Origin of the sequence: Streptomyces katrae (assembly GCF_000966975.1) — a bacterium.
GTDB lineage: Bacteria > Actinomycetota > Actinomycetes > Streptomycetales > Streptomycetaceae > Streptomyces > Streptomyces katrae.
Genome location: NZ_JZWV01000097.1, coordinates 1 through 18,784 on the forward strand (window position 1 = coordinate 1; position 18,784 = coordinate 18,784).

Consider the following 18,784-nt stretch of genomic DNA (forward strand, 5'->3'; position numbering starts at 1 on the left):
GGGCGGAGCCCCTGGGAACGGAGGAGGGGCGGGTAGGGGAGAGCCCCGCAGGGCCGCCCTCAAGAGGGGGCGGCTCCGCAGGGCCGTGCCGTCGGGGGTCGGCGTCCCGGCGGCGGGGGCCGGTCAGCCGTTGCGGGGTCCCGGGAAGGCCGACTGACGGGGCCCCGGAGCGGCAGCGGCCTGGCTGTCCTCACGGACCGGCTGCGGCGGCACCGACCGGGCCGCCGGAATGGTCGGCAGCGGCCCCAGCGTCCGCGTCGTGGTGCCCTCGGCCAGCGGCTCCGCCGCCTCGGCGGCCTGCGCCCGCCGTGCCCCGTACCGCCGGTGCACGGCCTGCTTGGTGACGCCGAGCGCCGAACCGACCGCGTCCCAGGAGAAGCCGAGGGAGCGGTCGAAGTCCACCGCGGCGGTGACGAGCGTCTCGACGCTGTCCCGCAGCTCCTGCGCGAGGCGGACGGTGGGCGCGGGCGCCCTGCCGTAGACGACGAAGCCCGTGGATGGCCCGGAGCGGCGCGGGCGGTACACGTTGCCGAGCTGGGCGGTGAGCGTACGCAGTGCGTCCACCTGCCGGCGAACCCGCTCGATGTCCCGCACCAGGAGGTGCAGGCTGGCCCGTGCTTGGGCGTCATGGGTGGCGTGGTCGGCCATGGAGAAGCCTCTCGAACCGGTGCTGAAGAGCGGATCGGGCCGCAGACACCGTTCAGAATCGCGGCCCGTTTCGGTCAATCTCTCTTGACCAACGCGCCGACACGCCCCCAGGTCACGCCCTGGGGGCGTGTCGGCATATGCGAGAGGCGCGCGTGTGTGCGTACGCCCCCGATCCCGCAGGTGGGCGCGGGGGAGCAGGCCCCATAGACTGGACCGCTGCTGACGCCCGAGATAGCGAGGTAGGACCCCAGTGAAGCTCGTCTTCGCAGGCACCCCCGAGGTCGCCGTGCCCGCCCTGGACGCCCTGATCGCCTCCGGGCGGCACGAGGTCGCGGCCGTCGTCACCCGGCCCGACGCGCCGGCCGGCCGCGGCCGCCGGCTGGTCGCCAGCCCGGTGGCCGAGCGGGCCGAGGAGGCGGGCATCGAGGTCCTCAAGCCGGTCCGCCCGCGCGACCCCGAGTTCCAGGAGCGGCTCCGCGAGATCGCCCCGGACTGCTGCCCCGTCGTCGCCTACGGCGCCCTGATCCCCAAGAGCGCCCTGGACATCCCCGTCCACGGCTGGGTGAACCTGCACTTCTCACTGCTGCCCGCCTGGCGCGGCGCCGCGCCCGTCCAGCAGTCGATCATGGCCGGCGACCAGGTCACCGGGGCCTCCACCTTCCGCATCGAGGAGGGGCTCGACACCGGCCCGGTCTTCGGGGTCCTCACCGAGGAGATCCGCCCCACCGACACCAGCGGCGACCTGCTGACCCGCCTCGCCTTCGCCGGCGCCGGGCTGCTGACCGCGACCATGGACGGCATCGAGGACGGCTCCCTGCGGGCCGTCGAGCAGCCCGCCGAAGGCGTCTCCCTCGCACCGAAGATCACCGTCGAGGACGCCCGCGTCGACTGGAACGCCCCCGCGCTGCGCGCCGACCGCGTCGTGCGCGGCTGCACCCCGGCCCCCGGCGCCTGGACGGTCTTCCGCGGCGAGCGCCTCAAGCTGATCTCCGTCGGGCTGGTCCCGGACCGCACGGACCTGGAGCCCGGCGTGCTGGCCCCGGCCAAGAACAACGTCTACGTGGGCACCGGCTCGCACGCCGTCGAGCTGCTCTGGGTGCAGCCGCAGGGCAAGAAGCCGATGAAGGGCGCCGACTGGGCCCGCGGGGTGCGCATCGCTCCCGGCGAGCGCCTGGGCGGGACCGACGTAGGCTGATTCCATCCGCGCCCCGGCCCGGCCGGGGCGCCGGCACCACCCCGATCCACGGCAGAACCCCCGTAGCACCTCGTACCTCCGGAGCACCTTCCACGTGAGCGAAAAGTCCCCCCAGCCCCGTCGCAGCCCCGCCCCCGGCGGCCGGCCGGCCAAGCCAAGCCCTACCGCCGGCCCCAGAAGGACCCCGTCCGGATGCTGGCCTTCGAGGCGCTGCGGGCGGTGGACGAGCGCGACGCGTACGCGAACCTCGTCCTGCCGCCGCTGCTGAAGAAGGCCCGCCAGGACGAGAAGTTCCAGGCGCGCGACGCGGCCCTCGCCACCGAGCTGGTCTACGGGACCCTGCGCCGCCAGGGCACGTACGACGCGATCATCTCCGCCTGCGTCGACCGGCCGCTGCGCGAGGTGGACCCGCCGGTCCTGGACGTGCTGTCGCTCGGCGCGCACCAGCTGCTGGGCACCCGCATCCCCACGCACGCCGCCGTCTCCGCGAGCGTGGAGCTGGCCCGCGTGGTGCTCGGCGACGGCCGGGCCAAGTTCGTGAACGCCGTCCTGCGCAAGATCGCCGCCCATGACCTGGACGGCTGGCTGGAGCGGGTCGCGCCGCCGTACGAGGAGGACGCCGAGGAGCACCTCGCGGTCTACCACTCGCACCCCCGCTGGGTGGTCAGCGCCCTGTGGGACGCCCTGGGCGGCGGGCGCGCCGGGATCGAGGACCTCCTGGAGGCCGACAACGAGCGGCCCGAGGTGACCCTGGTGGCGCGGCCGGGCCGGTCCACGCCCGAGGAGCTGGTGGAGGCGCTCGGCGAGGAGTCGGCGCTGCCGGGCCGCTGGTCCCCGTACGCGGTGCGGATGGCCGAGGGCGGCGAGCCGGGCGCGCTGGATGCGGTCCGCGAGGGCCGGGCCGGCGTGCAGGACGAGGGCAGCCAGCTGGTGGCCATGGCCCTGGCGGCGGCCCCGGTCGAGGGCCGGGACGAGCGCTGGCTGGACGGCTGCGCGGGTCCGGGCGGCAAGGCGTCGCTGCTGGGCGCGCTGGCCGCGCAGCGGGGTGCCTTCCTCCTGGCCTCCGAGAAGCAGCCGCACCGGGCGCGCCTCGTGGAGCGGGCCCTGGCCGGCAACCCGGGCCCGTACCAGGTCATCGCCGCCGACGGCACCCGCCCGCCGTGGCTCCCGGGCTCCTTCGACCGGGTGCTGATGGACGTCCCCTGCTCCGGCCTGGGCGCGCTGCGCCGCCGCCCGGAGGCCCGCTGGCGGCGCCGCCCGCAGGACCTGGAGGGCTTCGCCCCGCTCCAGCGCGCCCTGCTGCGCGAGGCCCTGTCCGCGGTGCGGGTCGGCGGCGTCGTCGGCTACGCCACCTGCTCGCCGCACCTGGCGGAGACCCGGGTCGTGGTGGAGGACGTCCTCAAGGGCCGCGGCGCGGGCAACCTCCCGGTGGCGGCCGAACTCATCGACGCCCGCCCGTACATGGAGGGCGTCCCGGCCCTCGGCGACGGCCCGGACGTCCAGCTGTGGCCCCACCTCCACGGCACGGACGCCATGTACCTGGCCCTCCTCCGCCGCACCGCGTAACCCTCCCCGGCGGCGCACCCAGGTCCCCCTGAGTACGTGTACTCATGAGCCGCGCCCGCCCGGGCGGTAGCGTCCGGCTCGGTGTGATCCACAGGGGCAGGACGGGGAACGGCGCATGGGGTGGGACGAGTGGGACCGGATCAAGGCCGGGGCGGCCGGCGGGGGACCCGTCGGGATGCGGCTCGACCACGTTCCGGCCGAACCCGCCGCCGGGCCCAGCGCCGTCACGGGCGGCCTGCAGTCCAGCAAGAAGGCATGGACCACGGCAGGGGAAGGGGTCGGCTCCCTCCGCCGGAGCATCGGCGGCGCGCTGGCCAGGCTGGAGGACGGCCAGGCGGGGCTCGGCACGACCACGGGGTGTCTGACCGCGGCCGCGCAGAAGGACGTGTACGAGTCCTGGAAGAAGTACGCGTCGAGCGTCAGCGAGCGGTGCGGCTCCCTCCAGGGCGTCCTGGAGCGGGTGGGCCGCGACCTGCTGACGACCGATGAGGCGGTCAGGGCCGAGATGGACGGGCTGGACCGCCGGTACGCCGACACGGACGCCGTCGGCGGCCAGGCGAAGGGCCGGTGAGGGGGATGGACTACGCCACCCTCAAGGCCTTCAAGCCGGGCGAGTTCGAGGAAGCCGCCGCCGGCTACCGCACCATGGGCTCGGCGGCGCAGGCCGCCAAGGAACACATCGAGAACACGGTCGCCACGGGCATGCGCGCGGCGCTGAAGGGTGAGGCGGCGGAGGCCGCACAGCGGCAACTCCAGGCCGTGGCGAAGAACTTCCACTACATGCAGACCGAATGCGGCGTGATCGGCACGGCGCTGAGCGGATTCGCGTACGACATGGCGGCCGCCCAGCGGAAGCTGGAGGCGGCGGTCGAGGACGCCGGGGCGGACGGCTGCACGGTGAACGGGGACGGCTCGGTCGACTATCCGGCGGGTCGGAAGCCGGGCGAGGAGAAAGACGCCGCCGGCGGCGCGGTGACGGGCAGCGCCGGAGGCAACGCGACCTCCGACGCCCTGGAGCGCCAGGCGGCGAACATCCACCCGAACCCGAACTTCGGCAAGGCGGTGGGGTACGCGAACCGGATCGCCGAGGCGGTCAGGGAAGCCACGGACGCGGACACGAAGTGGGAGCCGAAGATCCGGTCCCTCCAGGCCGACGACGACCTGACGGTGTCCGACCGGGACTGGACGGACGTCACCTCGGACACGGCGGGCGTACGCGAGTCGGCCGGGGGCTACCTCGGCACGATCAAGCCCCCGCCCGCGAACGACTGGCCCCAGGACAACGCCAACTGGTGGAACGGCCTCTCCGAGGAGCAGCGCGAGGCCTACGTCTCCATGCACCCCGCGAGCATCGGAGCGCTCGACGGCCTTCCCTCGGCCGTACGCGACGACGCGAACCGCATCGTGCTCGCGGAACAGCGCGCCGCCAGGCAGCTGGACTACGACGCCTGGCTCAGGAAGGAACCGGAGCACTACCGGCCGTACATCAGCCCTGTCACGGGCCGCGAGGTGAAGGGCGCGACGGTCCCGACGGACGAGTGGAAGGCGTGGAACGAGAAGAGGAAGCAGCTGGAGAACGGCTACAAGGGCATGGACGCCATCCAGAAACGTTTCGACAGCTACACGAGCGAGAGCAGTCGCCCCTATCTGCTCGGCTTCGACGGCAACGGCATGGGGCGCGCCATCGTCTCCATCGGCAACCCGGACACCGCCGACAACGTGGTGACGTACGTGCCCGGGACGTTCGCCAAGCTGGAGTCCATCGACGAGGACATCGGAAGGGCCAAGAGTCTTCAGGCACAGGCGGAAGCCACCGACGGCTCCAGGAAGACGGCCTCGATCGTGTGGCTCGGTTACGACGCGCCGCAGGCCCGCAGGCCATCCTGACCGATGCGACGGAAACCAAGTGGGCCGACGCGGCGAAGGAGCCGCTGGGGAACTTCGTCCAGGGCATCGAGGAAGCCAATCACCGCGACAGCGGCGTGCACCAGACGCTCCTGGGCCACAGCTACGGGTCCTTGGTGGTGGGCGAGACGATGAGCACATACATGGACCTGCCGGTCGAGAACGCGATCATGGTGGGCAGTCCGGGCGTGGGCGTGGGCCACGCGAAGGACCTGAACATCCCGCCGGACCACGTCTTCGCGGCCACCGCCAAGAACGACCTCATCAACGTGGCCCCGCCCCCGGCAGGTCCCTTGGCTCCTCTCAACCCGAAGGCGTACATGAGGCTTTTCGACGACCATTCGATCGTCCACGGAACCGATCCGACCTCCGACGACTTCGGCGGTCAGGTTTTCAGGGTCCCCGACGGCAAGCTGCCGGGCGAAGGCGGGGAAATGATGCCCGCACACTCCCAGTACTGGGACGAAAAGCCCCGCAGAACTCTGGCACGCATCGTCACCGGAGGACAGCCGTGAAGACGCGGAAGACGTTCACGGCTGCCGCATTGCTGGCCGTGACGGTCGCGGTGACCGCATGTGGGGCGCAGGGAGAGATCATGATGAGCGAACAACAAGCGACCGACCGGGCGGAAGAGATCATCCAGCAGGCGGTGGTGACCCTGTCGCCCAAGCCCACGCTGGAACGTTTTGGTCCCGAGACCATCGGCCCTTGCCTCGCCAAGGATGACCATAGCCCTGACGACCGGCTGCAGGTGACTCTCTTCTACAAGCTCACCGGGGTTCCAGGGGCCGAGGCCAGGAACCTCGTGCTGCAGGCGCGGGAGGCCTGGCTCAAGCAGGGTTACAAGATCCACTCGTCGGACGAGAAGGACATGTCCGGCCCGTTCCCGTGGGTCAGCATGCGCACGGAGCCGGACGACTTCTGGATGGAAGCCACCACCGGGGTCCTCGACCGCGCCACGGGCGAGGGCATCGCCTCCCTCTCCGTGACCTCGCCCTGCTTCCTCCCGCCGGGCAAGGCCTCGGCGCGCGGGGCTGATCCCGCAGCGTTCGAGGCCCCGGAGGCCGACGATCCCGCCGTGCGCCGGGCCCTCGCCCACTCCAGCCGCATCTACGACGCCCTGGGCGTCGGATCGGCGCCGACCCAGCCCGGGGAGGGTCTCAGCACGGTCCGGGACGGCCTCGGGACCGCGGTGCACCACACCTGGTCGACCCTGCCGTTGCCGGAGGACGAGAGGGCACGGGCCGTGCAGCGCGCGCACGAGTACTTCCGGGACGCGGGGTGGAAGGTACGCACCGTGCCGACCCTTGAGGGGCTCCCGGCCGTCGTCGCCGGCCACCCCGGAGAGCACACGATCGCCCAGGTCGCGGCTTCCACCACTGGCGCGGTGCGCGTGGCCGTCACGAGGCCGCTGGGCGGTCCGACGTCCGCAGACGTCTGACCGGAGGACGACCGTGAACCTGCGCAAAGCCGCACCGGCTGCCGTATCGCTGGCCATGACGATCGTGGTGGCCGCGTGCGGGGCGCCATTGAAGCCGGTCGTGATGAGCGAGCAGCAGGCGATCGGCCGGGCAGAGGAGATCATTCATCAGGCGGTGGACGACATGTCTCCCAAACCGACACTGGAGCGCATGACAGGCGCGCCCGTCGACGTCTGTATCGCCAGGGACGACCACCGCCCCGACGACCGCGTCCAGGTCGAAGTCGCCTACAAGCTGACGGGTGTTCCCGGGTCCGAGGCCCAGAACCTCGTGCGGCAGGCACGGGACGCCTGGCTCAGGCAGGGCTACAAGTACAACTCGGGGGGCGAGGTCGACTGGTCCGGCCCGTTCCCGACGGTCTACATGCGTACGGAGCCCGACGACTTCTGGATGGACGCCGTTACCGGCGTCATGGACCGCGCCAAGGGTGAGGGGGTCGCCTCCCTCTCCGTGACATCGCCCTGCTTCCTCCCGCCCGGCTAGGCCTCGGCGGCGGGGGTGTGTTCGGTGCCCGCGCACCAGACGCGGAGGATGCGGCGGGTGGCGCGGATGTCGGTGAGGGGGTCGCCGTCGATCAGGAGGAGGTCGGCGCGGTGGCCGGGGCGGATGGTGCCGCGGTCGGTGAGGCCGAAGTGGCGGGCCGGGAGGACCGTGGCGGCGCGCAGGGCTTCCAGGGGGGACAGGCCGGCGTCCACGAGGAGTTCCAGTTCGTGGTGGAGGCTGCTGCCGTGGGGCGGGGTGAAGGGGACGCCCGGCGTGGCGTTGGAGTCGGTGCCGGCGAGGACGCGGACGCCCGCCCGGTGCAGGGCGGCCGTGCTCGCGCGGGCCCGGTCGTAGTGCTCCAGGCCCGGCAGCCCCGCCGCGGCGAGGCCCTCCATCATGGTCAGGGTCGGTACGGCGGCCCGTCCGGCGGCGCGCATCCGGGCCGTCGCCGCCGCGTCGAGGGGGCGGTCCGCCGGGACGTGGGTGAGCACGTCGGCGCCGGCCCGCTGCGCCATGGCGTAGGCCTCGGAGGCGGCGGTGTGGGCGACGACGAGCCGGCCGTGCGCGTGCGCGGCGGTGACCAGGGCGTCGAGGGTGGCCTGGTCCAGGGCCCCGGGCCCGGGCCGCTCGGCCACGATCTTGATGTAGTCCGCGCCCTCGGCCACCCGGGCCGCCACGAAGCGCTCCGCGTCCGCGGGGCCGGTGACGACGCTGTCCGCCGGCACCCCGGGCATCCGGGAGTGCAGGCCGCCCGCCGCGATGGCCAGGGTGCCCGGGCTGCGGATGTCGGTGAGTCCCGGGGCGGCGCGCAGGGAGTCGACCAGGGCCGGGGGCCAGGTGGCCATGTCGAGGGCGGTGGTGACGCCGTGGTCGCGCAGCTGCCGCAGGTTCTCGGGGCCGTGCAGGTGGACGTGCGAGTCGATCAGCCCGGGGAGGAGGACGGCGCCCCCGGCGTCGACCTCCCGTGCCCCGCCGGGGTCGGCGGCGATCACCCCGCCGTCGATGACGACCGTGGCGGGGCCGAGGAGCCGTCGGCCGTCGAAGACCCGGGCGTTCGTCAGAGCCGTCTTCACGCGGTCATTCTTCCGCGGCCCGCCGCATGTGGGCGGCGGACACGAGGGACCACTCGACACTGAAGGGGCAGGTGGCACCGGTGGCTGGATCACTTAAGCGGTGCTACGAAAACCGCGAGTTCCGGGGCCGTGGCCTGAAGTGGCCGGGGGCATGGCAGGCTTGGGGCATGGCCGTTCAGATCAATCCCAGCATCCTGTCCGCCGACTTCGCCCGTCTCGCCGAGGAGGCCAGGGCCGTCGAGGGGGCCGACTGGCTGCACGTCGACGTCATGGACAACCACTTCGTCCCGAACCTCACCCTCGGCGTCCCGGTCGTGGAGTCCCTGAGCCGCGCCACGGACACCCCGCTCGACCTGCACCTGATGATCGAGGACCCCGACCGCTGGGCGCCGCAGTACGTGGAGGCCGGCGCCGGCTCGGTGACCTTCCACGCCGAGGCCGCCGCGGCCCCGGTGCGCCTCGCGCGCGAGATCCGCGCCCTGGGTGCCCGGGCGGCGATGGCGCTCAAGCCCGGGACCCCGATCGAGCAGTACGAGGACATCCTCCCCGAGCTCGACATGGTGCTGATCATGACCGTCGAGCCCGGCTTCGGCGGCCAGTCCTTCCTGGACATCATGCTGCCCAAGGTCCGCCGGACCCGGGAGCTGATCGCCAAGCACGGACTGGACCTGTGGCTGCAGGTCGACGGCGGGGTCTCGGCCACCACCATCGAGCGGGTCGCGGAGGCCGGCGCCGACGTGTTCGTGGCCGGCAGCGCGGTCTACGGGGCGATGGATCCGGCCGCCGCGGTGCGGACTCTGCGTGACCAGGCGGGTGCGGCGATCGCCGCGGCGCCCTGGGCGTGCGACCACTGAGCCGATCGTTGGTGAACGGCTCGGTGAACGGATGTCGTCCAGGCTGATCAATGGCCGCTGGATCTGACAGGATGAACGGCGAGTCGAGAGTGTGAACACGACAGTGTGAACAGCAGTGAGGAGAGCGCGGTGTCTGCAATGTCGGCGGGACGGTCAGCCCTGCGGATGGGACCCGCGGAGCTGGTGCAGGCGGCGGCCATGGCGCGCCGCTTCTACCTGGAGGGCAAGTCCAAGATCCAGATCGCCGAGGAGTTCGGCGTGAGCCGCTTCAAGGTGGCCCGGGTCCTGGAGACCGCCCTGGAGCGGGACCTCGTACGGATCGAGATCCGGGTACCGGCGGAACTGGACGCGGAGCGCTCGGACGCGCTCCGCGCCCGGTACGGGCTGCGGCACGCCGTCGTGGTCGAGTCCCCGGCCGACGCGAGCGAGGACGCGCCCGATCCGGAGAACCTCGGGGCGGTCGCGGCCGACCTGCTGGGCGAGCTCGTCAACGAGGGCGACGTCCTCGGACTGGCCTGGGGACGGTCGACCATCCACATGGCCGCCTCCCTGCACCGGCTGCCCCCCTGCACGGTCGTCCAGCTGACCGGCGTGTACGACGCGGGGACGGCCGAACGCGGGTCGGTGGAGGCCGTCCGGCGTGCCGCCCAGGTCTCGGGCGGGGACGCGCACCCCATCTACGCGCCGATGCTGCTGCCGGACCCGGCGACGGCGGCCGCGCTGCGCAACCAGACGGGTATCGCGCGGGCCTTCGAGTACTTCGACAAGGTCACCGTGGCGGCCGTGTCCATCGGCTCCTGGGAGCCGGGGATCTCGACCGTCCACGACATGCTCACGGACGAGGAGCGGGCGCACTACGCCTCCCTGGGCGTGGCGGCCGAGATGTCGGCCCACCTGTTCGACGCGGAGGGCCGCCGGGTCGGCCGGGACCTCGGCGAGCGCTGCATCACGGTCGAGGCCGACCGGCTGCGCCGGATCCCGGAGGTCGTGGCCATCGCGGGCGGGCTGCGCAAGGCCGCCGCGATCGGGGCGGTGCTCCGCTCCGGGCTCGTGACCAGCCTGGTGACGGACACGGCGGTGGCGGACTACCTGCTCACCGAGTCCGCCCCGGGGCTGCGGCCGGCGCTGGAGCGGGCGGACCCCGACGAGCTCTGACGAGCCGCAGCGGGAGCCGCCCGCCCGGCGATTCGCCAAGAAAACGGATATTTGGCACGATCGGCGCATGATCTTTCGGAGCGTGCCCCGGTCGCCCCGGTCGTTGCCGCGCGCGCTGGCGGCCCTGTTCCTGTGCCTCGCGCTGGCGGGAGCCGCGGCCTGCGGCGGCACGTCCGAGCAGGCCGGGAGCCGCGGCCTGGGGCGGCACGGCCGAGCAGGCCGGGCCCGCCGGTACGGGCACCAGCGCGGCCCCGGCGCCCTCGTGGGCGAAGGGCATGGCCACCGTACGGGCCGACGCGCTGCCGCCGCAGGCCCGCGAGGTGCTCGCGCTGATCGACAAGGGCGGGCCGTACCCGTACCGGCAGGACGGGACGGTCTTCGGGAACTTCGAGAAGGCCCTGCCGAAGCAGAAGCGCGGCTACTACCACGAGTACACCGTCAGGACCCCCGGGGAGCGTGACCGCGGGGCCCGCCGGATCGTCACGGGCGAGGGCGGGGAGTTCTACTACACGGACGACCACTACGAGACGTTCAAGGCGGTTCTCCGATGACCCTCGACCCGCAGCCGCTCGCCCCCGCCCTGGCCTCCGCCGAGGAGGCCGGCTGGACGACCGTACGGCTGGACCTTGACGGCGTGCGCAGCAAGGCGGCCCTGATGCGGCGCTGCGCGGCGGCGCTGCGGGTCCCGGAGTGGTTCGGCGGCAACTGGGACGCGCTGGCCGACGCGCTGATCGACCTGTCCTGGCTGCCGGACGCCCCCGGGCGGCTGCTCGCGGTGACCTCCTGGCGCGGCTACGCCGCCGAGCGGGCCGAGGACTGGGAGACCCTCGGGGAGGTCCTGGAGGAGGCCGTGGACTTCTGGCGGGGGCAGCGGGGGGCGCCGCCGCTGACGGTGGTGCTGGCCGGCTGAGCGGGGACCGCGCGGTGTGGCGCAGGCCCCGCGCCCTTCCGGGCCGCGGGGCCTGCTCCGCTCATTCGGACGCCGTCTTCGGGATCCACGGCGGGGTCTGGCCCCAGGACCAGACCGGGACCTTCGCCGCGTCCACCGGCGGCGGGTTGGGGCCCGAGTAGATCAGGGCCATCCGGGTGCCCCACTCGACGTAGTAGACGAACACCGCCCGGAACTCGGGGTCCGTCGGGAGGCCGACCTCGTCGGCCGTGTCGAGCAGCAGGTCCACCCAGCGGCGGCGCTGCTGCTCGGTGATGCCGCGCCCCAGGTGCTTGGTGGCCATGTGCATGTGGCCGCCGTGGTGCGCCGAGTAGTCGGCCGGGCCGCCGAAGACCTCCGACAGCCAGACCGCGACGTGCTGGGGGTGCTCCGCGTCCATCCCCGCGAAGACGGGGGCCAGGATCTCGTCCTGCAGGGCGTGGCCGTAGAAGGCGTCGGTGAGGCGCCGCATGGCCTCCGCTCCGCCCATCCACTCGTAGATCGTGGGCGTGGTGCTCATGACTGGCCGGCGGCCTTTCCCGGGCCGACGACGCCGGTGGCCGAGTAGTGCTGCATCTCCTCGATGTTCGTCACGTACGGACGGATCGCCTGGAAGAACGCCGGGAAGTGCTCACCCTTGCGGAAGCCGTTGAGGTGCGCGTCGACCGAGGTCCAGCGGATCCGCAGGATGTAGCGCTCGGTGTCCTCGGTGTTGTGGGCCAGCTCGTAGTCGATGCACTCCGGCGAGGCGGCCAGGGCTTCGGCCGCGCGGGCGTACGCGTCCTCGAACGCCTGCTGGTCCTGCGAGGCGATCTTGTAGCGGATGTACTCGACGGTGGTGGTCATGGTGTGCGTGCCTCTCCCTGGGATCAGGTCGTCCCGGATACTTTCCGGGATCATCGGTGCCCGGTGGGGATTTCCGTCACTCCGGCTGAGACTTCTGGAGGTCGGGGCCCTGTGCGCGGACCTGACGGACCTTGTCGAGGGACTCGCGCAGCTCCCGGAGCCACTCGTCGGTGTTCTCCCCGACGAGGCGTACGCACCAGGCCAGGGCGTCCGCCCGGCTGCGGGCCACCCCGCCGGCGACCAGGGTGTCGAGCACCTGGCGCTCGGACTGGCGCAGCCGGGTCATGACGGGGACCGCGAGGTGGGTGAAGAGGACGGTCTCCTCACCCGACTTCGCTCCCCAGGCGACCTTGCGGCGGTAGAGCTCCTCGGCCTCGCGGGCCACCTCCATGCGCTGCTCGCGGGTGCGCTCGCGGAACTCCTTGACCGACTCGGACGCCGGGACGGTGCCGACGACGGTGATCTCCTCCCGGTCGACCGTGACCGAGACGAGGGACTCGTAGACGTCCACCGGCAGGCGCTCGGCGAACCACGCGCGGAGCTTCTCGCTCTGTTCGGCTGTAATCATGTAATCAACGTTGCGTCCGCTCTCCTCTTGATCGCAAGGGCCGGGGCGTTCGCCCTCAGCGTCAGCCCATCGAGCGGTAGCGGTGGATCAGCGAGACGGCCATCGCCCCCTCGCCCACGCCCGAGGCGACCCGCTTGACCGAGTGGGCCCGTACGTCGCCGGCCGCGAAGACCCCGGGGACGCTGGTCTCCAGCGGGTAGGGGGCGCGCTCCAGGCTCCACTCCGCCGGGAGCTCCCCGCCGTTGGCGATCAGGTCGGAGCCGGTGAGGACGAAGCCGTACTCGTCGCGCTCGACCACCCCGGACAGCCAGTCGGTGTGCGGGCGGGCCCCGATGAAGGTGAACATGAACCGGGCCGGGACCTCCCGGTCCTCGCCGGTGTCCGCGTCGTGCAGGGTGATCCGCTCCAGGTGCTCCCCGCCGTCCAGGGCGGTGACGGTCGTGCGGACCTTCACCTCGATGTTCGGGGTGCGCTCGATCTCGTCGATCAGGTAGCGGGACATGCTCGCGTCCAGGGAGGCCGCGCGGACCAGGATGGTCACCCGGGCCGCGTACTTGGCGAAGTGGACCGCCGCCTGACCGGCCGAGTTGGCGCCGCCCACGATGAACACGTGCTGCGAGATGCAGGCCGAGCTCTCCGTGGTCGCCGCCCCGTAGTACAGGCCCGCGCCCTCGAAGCGGTCCGCGCCCGGAGCCTCCAGGCGGTTGTACGAGACCCCGGTCGCCAGCAGCACCGTCTCGGCGCTGATCTCCGTACCGTCCGCCAGGGTCAGGATCTTCGCCGGGTCGTCCCGGGTGAGGGAGACCACCTCGACCGGGTGCAGGATCTCGGCGCCGAAGCGGGAGGCCTGGATGGTGGCCCGGCGGGTCAGGTCCCCGCCGGAGAGGCCCGAGGGGAAGCCGAGGTAGTTCTCGATCAGGCTGGAGGTGCCGGCCTGGCCGCCCGGGGCGCGGGAGTCCAGCATCAGCGTGGACAGGCCCTCGGAGGCCGCGTAGACGCCGGCGGCGAGCCCCGCCGGGCCGGCGCCGACGATCACGCACTCGTAGTGCGGACGGGAGGCGGTGGTGGACAGGCCCAGGTGGCGGGCGAGTTCGGCGTCGGTCGGAGCGGCCAGCACCGACCCGTCCGGGAAGCGCACCAGCGGCAGCGCCGCCCCGGCCTGCGCGTCGGCGATCACCGTCAGCGCCTCGGGGTCCCGCTCCACGTTCAGGAAGCGGAACGGCTGCCCGTTGCGGGTGAAGAAGTCCCGGACGGCGTGGGTGCCGGGGGAGACCAGGTGGCCCGCGACGATGATCCCGTCGTAGGCCGGCCGGTAGGTGGCCAGCCAGTCCGAGAGCAGGTCGTCCAGGACCGGGAAGAGCCGCTCGTGCGGCGGGTCCCAGGGCTTGAGCAGGTAGTAGTCCAGCCGGACCCGGTTGATGGCCGTGATGGCCGCGTCCGTCTCCGCGTACGCCGTCAGCAGCACCCGGCGGGCGTCCGGGAACCGGCTGACCGCCTCCAGCAGGAACTCCACCCCGGTGACGTCGGGCATCCGCTGGTCCACGAGGAACAGCGCGGGGTCGTGGCCGCGCTCGTCGAGGGAGTCCAGGATCTTGAGGGCGTCGGCCGCCGAGGAGGCGCCCAGCACCCGGTACCGGTCGCCGTAGGCGCTGCGCAGGTCGCGGCGGACCGCCCGCAGCACCTGGGGGTCGTCGTCCACGGCCAGGATCACGGGCTTGCGGCTCTCGGCCCGCTCGGGGGAGGCGGCCGTGCTCGTGGCCGGCGTCGCGGGGGAGGCGGGGCTCCCCTGGGCGGCGCTCACGCCGGCTCCAGCATCAGCTGGTCGGCGTAGCACCAGGCCCAGTCCTCACCGGGCTCGTGCGAGGCCGCGATCGGGTGGGCCGTCGCCCTGTAGTGCCGGGTGGCGTGCCGGTTCTTCGAGGAGTCGCAGCACCCGACGTGCCCGCAGCTCAGGCACATCCGCAGGTGCACCCAGGCGTCCCCCAGGCGCAGGCACTCCTCACAACCGTCCGCCGATGGCTTCACCGGACGTATCTGGTCGACGTGTGTGCACAGCAGGTCCTTCGTCATCGTCCCCGTCCCTCTCCTCACGCAACTCCTGACCCGGCGCGCCCGCGCATCACGGCGCGTCCAGACCATAAATCGGGGATCTTGGAATGGTTCAGCGATCCGGCCGAGGTCAGGAAGTCCGGCGCGTACTTCCTGACCTCCACGGGCTACTAGGTGAGGTGCCGCCACCACCTTGCCCGCTACCTCACGAAGTCGCATTCCCGCCCTTTGACGCGGGCTCCGGCCGCACGCAGTGTGGTGGTCGCAAACGACAACAGGCCGCGCCTGGAGGAATCTGTGAGCAGAAAGATTCTGGTCATTGTCTCCGAACACGGTTACTGGTCCGAGGAACTGATCGGTCCCGTTTCGAAGTTCGACGAGCAGGGCTACGAGATCACATTCGCCACGCCGACCGGAAAGCGCGCTCACGCGCTTCCGCCGAGCCTCGACCCGAACTTCGTCGACCCTCCGCTCGGCCGCTCGGTCACCTCGGAGGAGAACGCCCGGCTGGGCCGGGAGTTCGAGCAGTCGAACCGCCTCGACACGCCCCTCGACATCGAGGCGTGGGTGCCGGAGCGCCCGTACACGAGCGACGGCGAGTACCTGCGCAAGCTGGAGCAGTACCACCGGGACCTGGAGAAGCTCGAGGCCGACATAGCCGGCTACGACGCGATCCTCATCGTCGGCGGCAGCGGGCCCATCGTGGACCTCGCCAACAACGAGCGGGTCCACGCCCTGATCCTGGCCTTCAAGAACGCCGGCAAGGTCGTCGCCGCAGAGTGCTACGGCGTCGCCTGCCTGGCCTTCGCCCGCGACTGGGGCGACCGCAAGAGCATCATCTGGGGCAAGCACGTCACCGGCCACTGCAAGGAGTACGACTACAAGGACGGCACCGGATTCCTCGGCACCGACTTCAACATGGGCCCGCCGCCGTACCCGCTGGAGTACATCCTGCGCGACGCGACCGGCCCGCGCGGCGCCTATCACGGGAATTTCGGCCACCCGCTGTCGGTGATAGTCGACTATCCCTTCGTCACCGGCCGCTCCACCCCCGACTCGTATCTCACGGGGCAGAAGATCGTGGAAGTCCTGGAGAACGGTCTCACCCGTTACGGGTGGTAGGGGAATGAGGGGGAGTCCGATGAATTCCGAAGCCACTCCCGGACGGGAAAGGCTGATCGAGCAGTTCAAGGCCGACGGCCTGACGGTGATGTTCGGAAATCCGGGAACGGTGGAACAGGGATTCCTCGACGCGGTGGACGCGGCGGCGGACTTCCAGTACGTCCTGGCCCTCCAGGAGACCGTGGCCGCCGGCATCGCCGACGGCTACGCCCGGGCCACCGGGGGTGCGGCCCTGCTCCAGCTGCACTCCGGGGTGGGGCTGGGCAACGGCATCGGCATGCTCTACCAGTCGCTGCGCGGCCACACCCCGCTGGTCGTGGTCGCCGGCGACGCCGGGGTGCGCTACGACGCCATGGACGCCCAGATGGCCTCCGACCTGGTGGCCATGGCCAAACCCGTCACCAAGTACGCGACCCGGGTCACCGACCCCCGGTCCGTGCTGCGCACCATCCGGCGGGCCGTGAAGATCGCCCTCACCCCGCCGCGCGGCCCGGTGTTCGTGGCCCTGCCCATGGACGTGCTGGACGAGCTCAACTCCGAGCCCGTCCTGCCCGCCACCGTGCCGCTCACCGACGTGGCCCCCTCGCCGGCCTCGGTGGGCCGGGCGGCCGAGCTGCTCGCCTCGGCCGAACGCCCGGTGGTCCTCGTCGGGGACGGGGTCTCGCTCTCCGGGGCCCAGGCCGAACTCGTGGCCGTCGCCGAGCTGCTGGGCGCCGACGTGTACGAGGTCGACTCCTCCGAGGTCAACATCGCGGCCTCGCACCCGCTGCGCCGCGGCCAGACCGGCCACATGTTCGGCCCGCACAGCAAGGAACTGGTCGGGGAGGCCGACGGGGTGCTGATCGTCGGCACCTACGTCTTCCCCGAGGTGTTCCCCGAACTGGAGAACCCCTTCCGGCCCGGCGCCAAGGTCGTGCACATCGACCTGAACGCCTACGAGATCGCCAAGAACCACCCCGTCGACCTCGGCCTGGCCGCCGACCCGCGCCAGGCGCTGCGCGCACTGGCCGGCGTACTGGAACAGCGGCTCACCCCGGCCAGGCGCGCCGCGGCGGCCGCCCGGCTGGACGTGCGGACCCGGGAACGGGCCCGCGCCGCCCGGCAGGCCGCGCCGGACGAGGACACGCCGATGGCCGTCTTCCTGCGGACGCTGGCCGAGCGCACCCGCGGGGACCTGATCGTCTTCGACGAGGCGCTCACCACCTCCCCGCTGGTCACCCGCTACCTGCCGCCCGAGCGCCCGGGCGACTACCACCTCACCCGGGGCGGTTCGCTGGGCGTGGGCTTCCCGGGGGCGGTCGGCGCCAAGCTGGCCCGCCCGGACCGGCTCGTCGTCGGCTTCGCGGGCGACGGCGGGTCGATGTACACCTACCAGGCGCTGTGGACGGCGGTCCGGCACGGGATCGACGCCAAGTTCGTGGTCTGCAACAACCGCAAGTACCGGCTGCTCGACGACAACATCGCCCAGTACTGGCGGGAACGGGACATCGCCGAGCACCCCTTCCCGGGCTCCTTCGACCTCTCCCGCCCCGAGATCGACTTCGCGGGGCTGGCCCGGGCGCTGGGCGCCGACGGGACGCGGGTGGAGAAGCCGGACGAGGCGGCGGCCGCCGTGGACCGGATGCTGGCCCACCCCGGCCCGTTCCTCGTCGACGTCCAGATCTGAACCGACCGGACCCACCGAACAGGAGGAGACCGCATGCCCGCCGAGCGGCTGACGGAGGACGCGATCCGCACCTTCGCCGAGAACTGGTACGTGGCCCTGGACCGCCACCTCCCGCTGGAGCAGGTCCTCGCCCTCATCACCGAGGACCTGGAGTTCAAGGTCCCCGAGGACACCTTCCTCGGACACCAGGGCTTCGGCCGCTGGTACGAGGCCGTCACGAACCGGTTCTTCGACGAGGTGCACACGGTCACCAAGGTGGAGCCGGTCATCGAGGGAGACCGGGCGATCGTCCGCGTCCTCGTCAACTGGCAGGCCAAGATCTGGGACCCGCCGGCCGCCCGCAGCCAGTGGCTCGGCTTCGACGCCGACCAGACCTGGACCGTCGTGGCCGGCGCGGACGGCCCGCTGATCAAGCAGTACACCGTCAACGAACTGGCGCCGATGCCCGGTTCGGGCTCGCTCTGAGAGGGCCGCGGCGATGACCGAAGTGACCCGCGAGCGGGTCGAGGCCGCCTACCGCGCCCTCGGCTCCGGAGACCGCGCGCGCATCCTGGAGTACTACTCCGAGGACCTGCGCTGGCTGGTGCCGGGCAACCACCCGCTGGCCGGCTGGTACGAGAGCCTGGACGCCTTCCTGGAGCTGATGGGCCAGACCCACAAGCTCACCGGCGGCACCTTCCGCATGGAGCTGGAGGCCGTCCTGACCGGCCCGGACTGCAGCGCCGACGTCTGCCGCAACACCGCCCTGCGGGACGGCGCGGACCCGGCGAGCGGCTCCCCGTACGAGCGGATGGACTACCCGGTCTTCCACTTCATGAAGTGGCGCGACGGGCGGATCGTCGAGGGCCGCGACGGTCTCTTCGGCGACACGGCCAGTGCCTTCAGCCAGTTCTGGGCGCCCTTCGCGCCGGACGGCACCCGCAGGGACCGATAGGGGGGGATGAGAGACCGATGGACGCCCGAGAAGTACTGACCAAGTACTACGAGTACGCCAACGCCGGTGACTGGGACCGCTGGTGCGACCTGTTCGCCGAGGACCAGGTCATGGACGAGCAGCTCGCCGGCCACATTGAGGGCCTGGAGACCCTGCGCTCGATGATGAAGGGCATGGGGACCATGTACCGGGTCTTCCGCAACGAGCCCGTGCACTTCCTGGTCGACGGGGAGAAGGCCGCGGCCGTCTCGCACATCACGGCCGTCAGCCCGTCCGGCAGACCATCGAGGCCGAGGTGATGAACTTCTTCC

Annotated in this window: 22 protein-coding genes and 1 pseudogene; 16 read left to right on the forward strand and 7 right to left on the reverse strand. The window is 72.3% G+C overall.

The window, feature by feature from the left end:
- Nucleotides 1-123: 123 nt before the first annotated feature.
- Nucleotides 124-648, reverse strand: coding sequence for a hypothetical protein (locus VR44_RS05220; protein WP_045946171.1), 525 nt, complete (start codon nt 646-648; stop codon nt 124-126).
- Between the two features lie 250 nt (nt 649-898).
- Here VR44_RS05220 and fmt point away from each other — a divergent pair, with 250 nt between their 5' ends.
- The 7 genes and pseudogenes from fmt (at nt 899) to VR44_RS05250 (ending at nt 7,278) form a co-directional block, all read left to right on the forward strand.
- On the forward strand, nt 899-1,843 hold the full coding sequence (gene fmt, locus VR44_RS05225; protein ID WP_045946172.1) for a methionyl-tRNA formyltransferase: 945 nt from the start codon (nt 899-901) through the stop codon (nt 1,841-1,843).
- 123 nt (nt 1,844-1,966) lie between these two features.
- Nucleotides 1,967-3,409, forward strand: a pseudogene (locus tag VR44_RS05230) (RsmB/NOP family class I SAM-dependent RNA methyltransferase); the annotation flags it as partial.
- A 115-nt stretch (nt 3,410-3,524) separates the two neighbouring features.
- Nucleotides 3,525-3,980: a hypothetical protein gene (locus VR44_RS05235; protein ID WP_045946173.1), complete on the forward strand. Its 456-nt coding sequence runs from the start codon at nt 3,525-3,527 to the stop codon at nt 3,978-3,980.
- Nucleotides 3,981-3,985: 5 nt separating this feature from the next.
- On the forward strand, nt 3,986-5,296 hold the full coding sequence (locus tag VR44_RS48315) for an alpha/beta hydrolase (RefSeq protein WP_052713468.1): 1,311 nt from the start codon (nt 3,986-3,988) through the stop codon (nt 5,294-5,296).
- Nucleotides 5,254-5,829 (forward strand): alpha/beta hydrolase, encoded by a 576-nt coding sequence (locus tag VR44_RS46875; protein ID WP_052713469.1) that lies wholly within the window; start codon nt 5,254-5,256, stop codon nt 5,827-5,829. Before VR44_RS48315 ends, VR44_RS46875 begins: the two co-directional genes overlap by 43 nt.
- Complete coding sequence (locus tag VR44_RS05245; RefSeq protein ID WP_052713470.1) at nt 5,826-6,755, forward strand: hypothetical protein; 930 nt, start codon at nt 5,826-5,828, stop codon at nt 6,753-6,755. The genes VR44_RS46875 and VR44_RS05245 overlap by 4 nt, the downstream gene beginning before the upstream one ends.
- Before the next feature lie 13 nt (nt 6,756-6,768).
- Nucleotides 6,769-7,278: a hypothetical protein gene (locus tag VR44_RS05250; RefSeq protein ID WP_052713471.1), complete on the forward strand. Its 510-nt coding sequence runs from the start codon at nt 6,769-6,771 to the stop codon at nt 7,276-7,278.
- On the opposite strand, the gene VR44_RS05255 is transcribed toward VR44_RS05250, so the two are convergent.
- The gene (locus VR44_RS05255) at nt 7,275-8,351 is read right to left on the reverse strand and encodes an amidohydrolase family protein (RefSeq protein WP_045946174.1); all 1,077 of its coding nucleotides are present in this window, start codon (nt 8,349-8,351) and stop codon (nt 7,275-7,277) included. The two genes, VR44_RS05250 and VR44_RS05255, sit on opposite strands and share 4 nt — an antisense overlap.
- Before the next feature lie 167 nt (nt 8,352-8,518).
- Between VR44_RS05255 and rpe the strand changes: the two genes are divergently transcribed.
- The 4 genes from rpe (at nt 8,519) to VR44_RS05275 (ending at nt 11,270) form a co-directional block, all read left to right on the forward strand.
- Nucleotides 8,519-9,205: a ribulose-phosphate 3-epimerase gene (rpe, locus tag VR44_RS05260; protein WP_045946175.1), complete on the forward strand. Its 687-nt coding sequence runs from the start codon at nt 8,519-8,521 to the stop codon at nt 9,203-9,205.
- A gap of 138 nt (nt 9,206-9,343) precedes the next feature.
- Nucleotides 9,344-10,360: a sugar-binding transcriptional regulator gene (locus VR44_RS05265; RefSeq protein WP_045946176.1), complete on the forward strand. Its 1,017-nt coding sequence runs from the start codon at nt 9,344-9,346 to the stop codon at nt 10,358-10,360.
- A 275-nt stretch (nt 10,361-10,635) separates the two neighbouring features.
- Nucleotides 10,636-10,911, forward strand: a complete 276-nt coding sequence (locus VR44_RS49060) for a guanyl-specific ribonuclease (protein WP_094191438.1) — start codon at nt 10,636-10,638, stop codon at nt 10,909-10,911.
- On the forward strand, nt 10,908-11,270 hold the full coding sequence (locus VR44_RS05275) for a barstar family protein (RefSeq protein WP_045946177.1): 363 nt from the start codon (nt 10,908-10,910) through the stop codon (nt 11,268-11,270). Before VR44_RS49060 ends, VR44_RS05275 begins: the two co-directional genes overlap by 4 nt.
- Before the next feature lie 61 nt (nt 11,271-11,331).
- On the opposite strand, the gene VR44_RS48750 is transcribed toward VR44_RS05275, so the two are convergent.
- The 5 genes from VR44_RS48750 to VR44_RS05300 form a co-directional block, all read right to left on the reverse strand.
- A complete protein-coding gene (locus VR44_RS48750; RefSeq protein ID WP_045946178.1) occupies nt 11,332-11,808 on the reverse strand; it encodes a group II truncated hemoglobin in 477 nt (158 codons plus the stop codon).
- Nucleotides 11,805-12,134, reverse strand: a complete 330-nt coding sequence (locus VR44_RS48755; RefSeq protein WP_045946179.1) for a putative quinol monooxygenase — start codon at nt 12,132-12,134, stop codon at nt 11,805-11,807. Before VR44_RS48755 ends, VR44_RS48750 begins: the two co-directional genes overlap by 4 nt.
- A gap of 76 nt (nt 12,135-12,210) precedes the next feature.
- Nucleotides 12,211-12,702, reverse strand: a complete 492-nt coding sequence (locus VR44_RS05290; protein WP_045946180.1) for a hypothetical protein — start codon at nt 12,700-12,702, stop codon at nt 12,211-12,213.
- 61 nt (nt 12,703-12,763) lie between these two features.
- The gene (locus tag VR44_RS05295; RefSeq protein WP_045946197.1) at nt 12,764-14,413 is read right to left on the reverse strand and encodes an FAD-dependent oxidoreductase; all 1,650 of its coding nucleotides are present in this window, start codon (nt 14,411-14,413) and stop codon (nt 12,764-12,766) included.
- Nucleotides 14,414-14,499: 86 nt separating this feature from the next.
- Complete coding sequence (locus VR44_RS05300) at nt 14,500-14,772, reverse strand: ubiquitin carboxyl-terminal hydrolase 14 (RefSeq protein WP_045946181.1); 273 nt, start codon at nt 14,770-14,772, stop codon at nt 14,500-14,502.
- A 276-nt stretch (nt 14,773-15,048) separates the two neighbouring features.
- On the opposite strand from VR44_RS05300, the gene VR44_RS05305 reads away from it, so the two are divergent.
- Genes VR44_RS05305 through VR44_RS05325 form a run of 5 tightly spaced genes read left to right on the forward strand, consistent with a single transcriptional unit; the run spans nt 15,049 to nt 18,772 of the window.
- Nucleotides 15,049-15,873 (forward strand): type 1 glutamine amidotransferase domain-containing protein, encoded by an 825-nt coding sequence (locus VR44_RS05305; protein WP_045946182.1) that lies wholly within the window; start codon nt 15,049-15,051, stop codon nt 15,871-15,873.
- A gap of 19 nt (nt 15,874-15,892) precedes the next feature.
- Nucleotides 15,893-17,539: a thiamine pyrophosphate-binding protein gene (locus VR44_RS05310; RefSeq protein ID WP_045946183.1), complete on the forward strand. Its 1,647-nt coding sequence runs from the start codon at nt 15,893-15,895 to the stop codon at nt 17,537-17,539.
- Nucleotides 17,540-17,572: 33 nt separating this feature from the next.
- On the forward strand, nt 17,573-18,004 hold the full coding sequence (locus tag VR44_RS05315) for a nuclear transport factor 2 family protein (protein WP_045946184.1): 432 nt from the start codon (nt 17,573-17,575) through the stop codon (nt 18,002-18,004).
- A gap of 13 nt (nt 18,005-18,017) precedes the next feature.
- A complete protein-coding gene (locus VR44_RS05320; RefSeq protein ID WP_045946185.1) occupies nt 18,018-18,473 on the forward strand; it encodes a nuclear transport factor 2 family protein in 456 nt (151 codons plus the stop codon).
- A gap of 17 nt (nt 18,474-18,490) precedes the next feature.
- Nucleotides 18,491-18,772, forward strand: a complete 282-nt coding sequence (locus VR44_RS05325; RefSeq protein ID WP_245691610.1) for a nuclear transport factor 2 family protein — start codon at nt 18,491-18,493, stop codon at nt 18,770-18,772.
- Nucleotides 18,773-18,784 lie beyond the last annotated feature (12 nt).

Bases quoted from the DNA above. Each gene is read 5' to 3' on its own strand.
- VR44_RS05220 (WP_045946171.1), bottom strand. From the start codon at position 648: ATGGCCGACCACGCCACCCATGACGCCCAAGCACGGGCCAGCCTGCAC.
- VR44_RS05235 (WP_045946173.1), top strand. From the start codon at position 3,525: ATGGGGTGGGACGAGTGGGACCGGATCAAGGCCGGGGCGGCCGGCGGG.
- VR44_RS48315 (WP_052713468.1), top strand. From the start codon at position 3,986: ATGGACTACGCCACCCTCAAGGCCTTCAAGCCGGGCGAGTTCGAGGAA.
- rpe (WP_045946175.1), top strand. From the start codon at position 8,519: ATGGCCGTTCAGATCAATCCCAGCATCCTGTCCGCCGACTTCGCCCGT.
- VR44_RS05265 (WP_045946176.1), top strand. From the start codon at position 9,344: ATGTCGGCGGGACGGTCAGCCCTGCGGATGGGACCCGCGGAGCTGGTG.
- VR44_RS49060 (WP_094191438.1), top strand. From the start codon at position 10,636: ATGGCCACCGTACGGGCCGACGCGCTGCCGCCGCAGGCCCGCGAGGTG.
- VR44_RS05275 (WP_045946177.1), top strand. From the start codon at position 10,908: ATGACCCTCGACCCGCAGCCGCTCGCCCCCGCCCTGGCCTCCGCCGAG.
- VR44_RS48750 (WP_045946178.1), bottom strand. From the start codon at position 11,808: ATGAGCACCACGCCCACGATCTACGAGTGGATGGGCGGAGCGGAGGCC.
- VR44_RS48755 (WP_045946179.1), bottom strand. From the start codon at position 12,134: ATGACCACCACCGTCGAGTACATCCGCTACAAGATCGCCTCGCAGGAC.
- VR44_RS05290 (WP_045946180.1), bottom strand. From the start codon at position 12,702: ATGATTACAGCCGAACAGAGCGAGAAGCTCCGCGCGTGGTTCGCCGAG.
- VR44_RS05300 (WP_045946181.1), bottom strand. From the start codon at position 14,772: ATGACGAAGGACCTGCTGTGCACACACGTCGACCAGATACGTCCGGTG.
- VR44_RS05310 (WP_045946183.1), top strand. From the start codon at position 15,893: ATGAATTCCGAAGCCACTCCCGGACGGGAAAGGCTGATCGAGCAGTTC.
- VR44_RS05315 (WP_045946184.1), top strand. From the start codon at position 17,573: ATGCCCGCCGAGCGGCTGACGGAGGACGCGATCCGCACCTTCGCCGAG.
- VR44_RS05320 (WP_045946185.1), top strand. From the start codon at position 18,018: ATGACCGAAGTGACCCGCGAGCGGGTCGAGGCCGCCTACCGCGCCCTC.
- VR44_RS05325 (WP_245691610.1), top strand. From the start codon at position 18,491: ATGGACGCCCGAGAAGTACTGACCAAGTACTACGAGTACGCCAACGCC.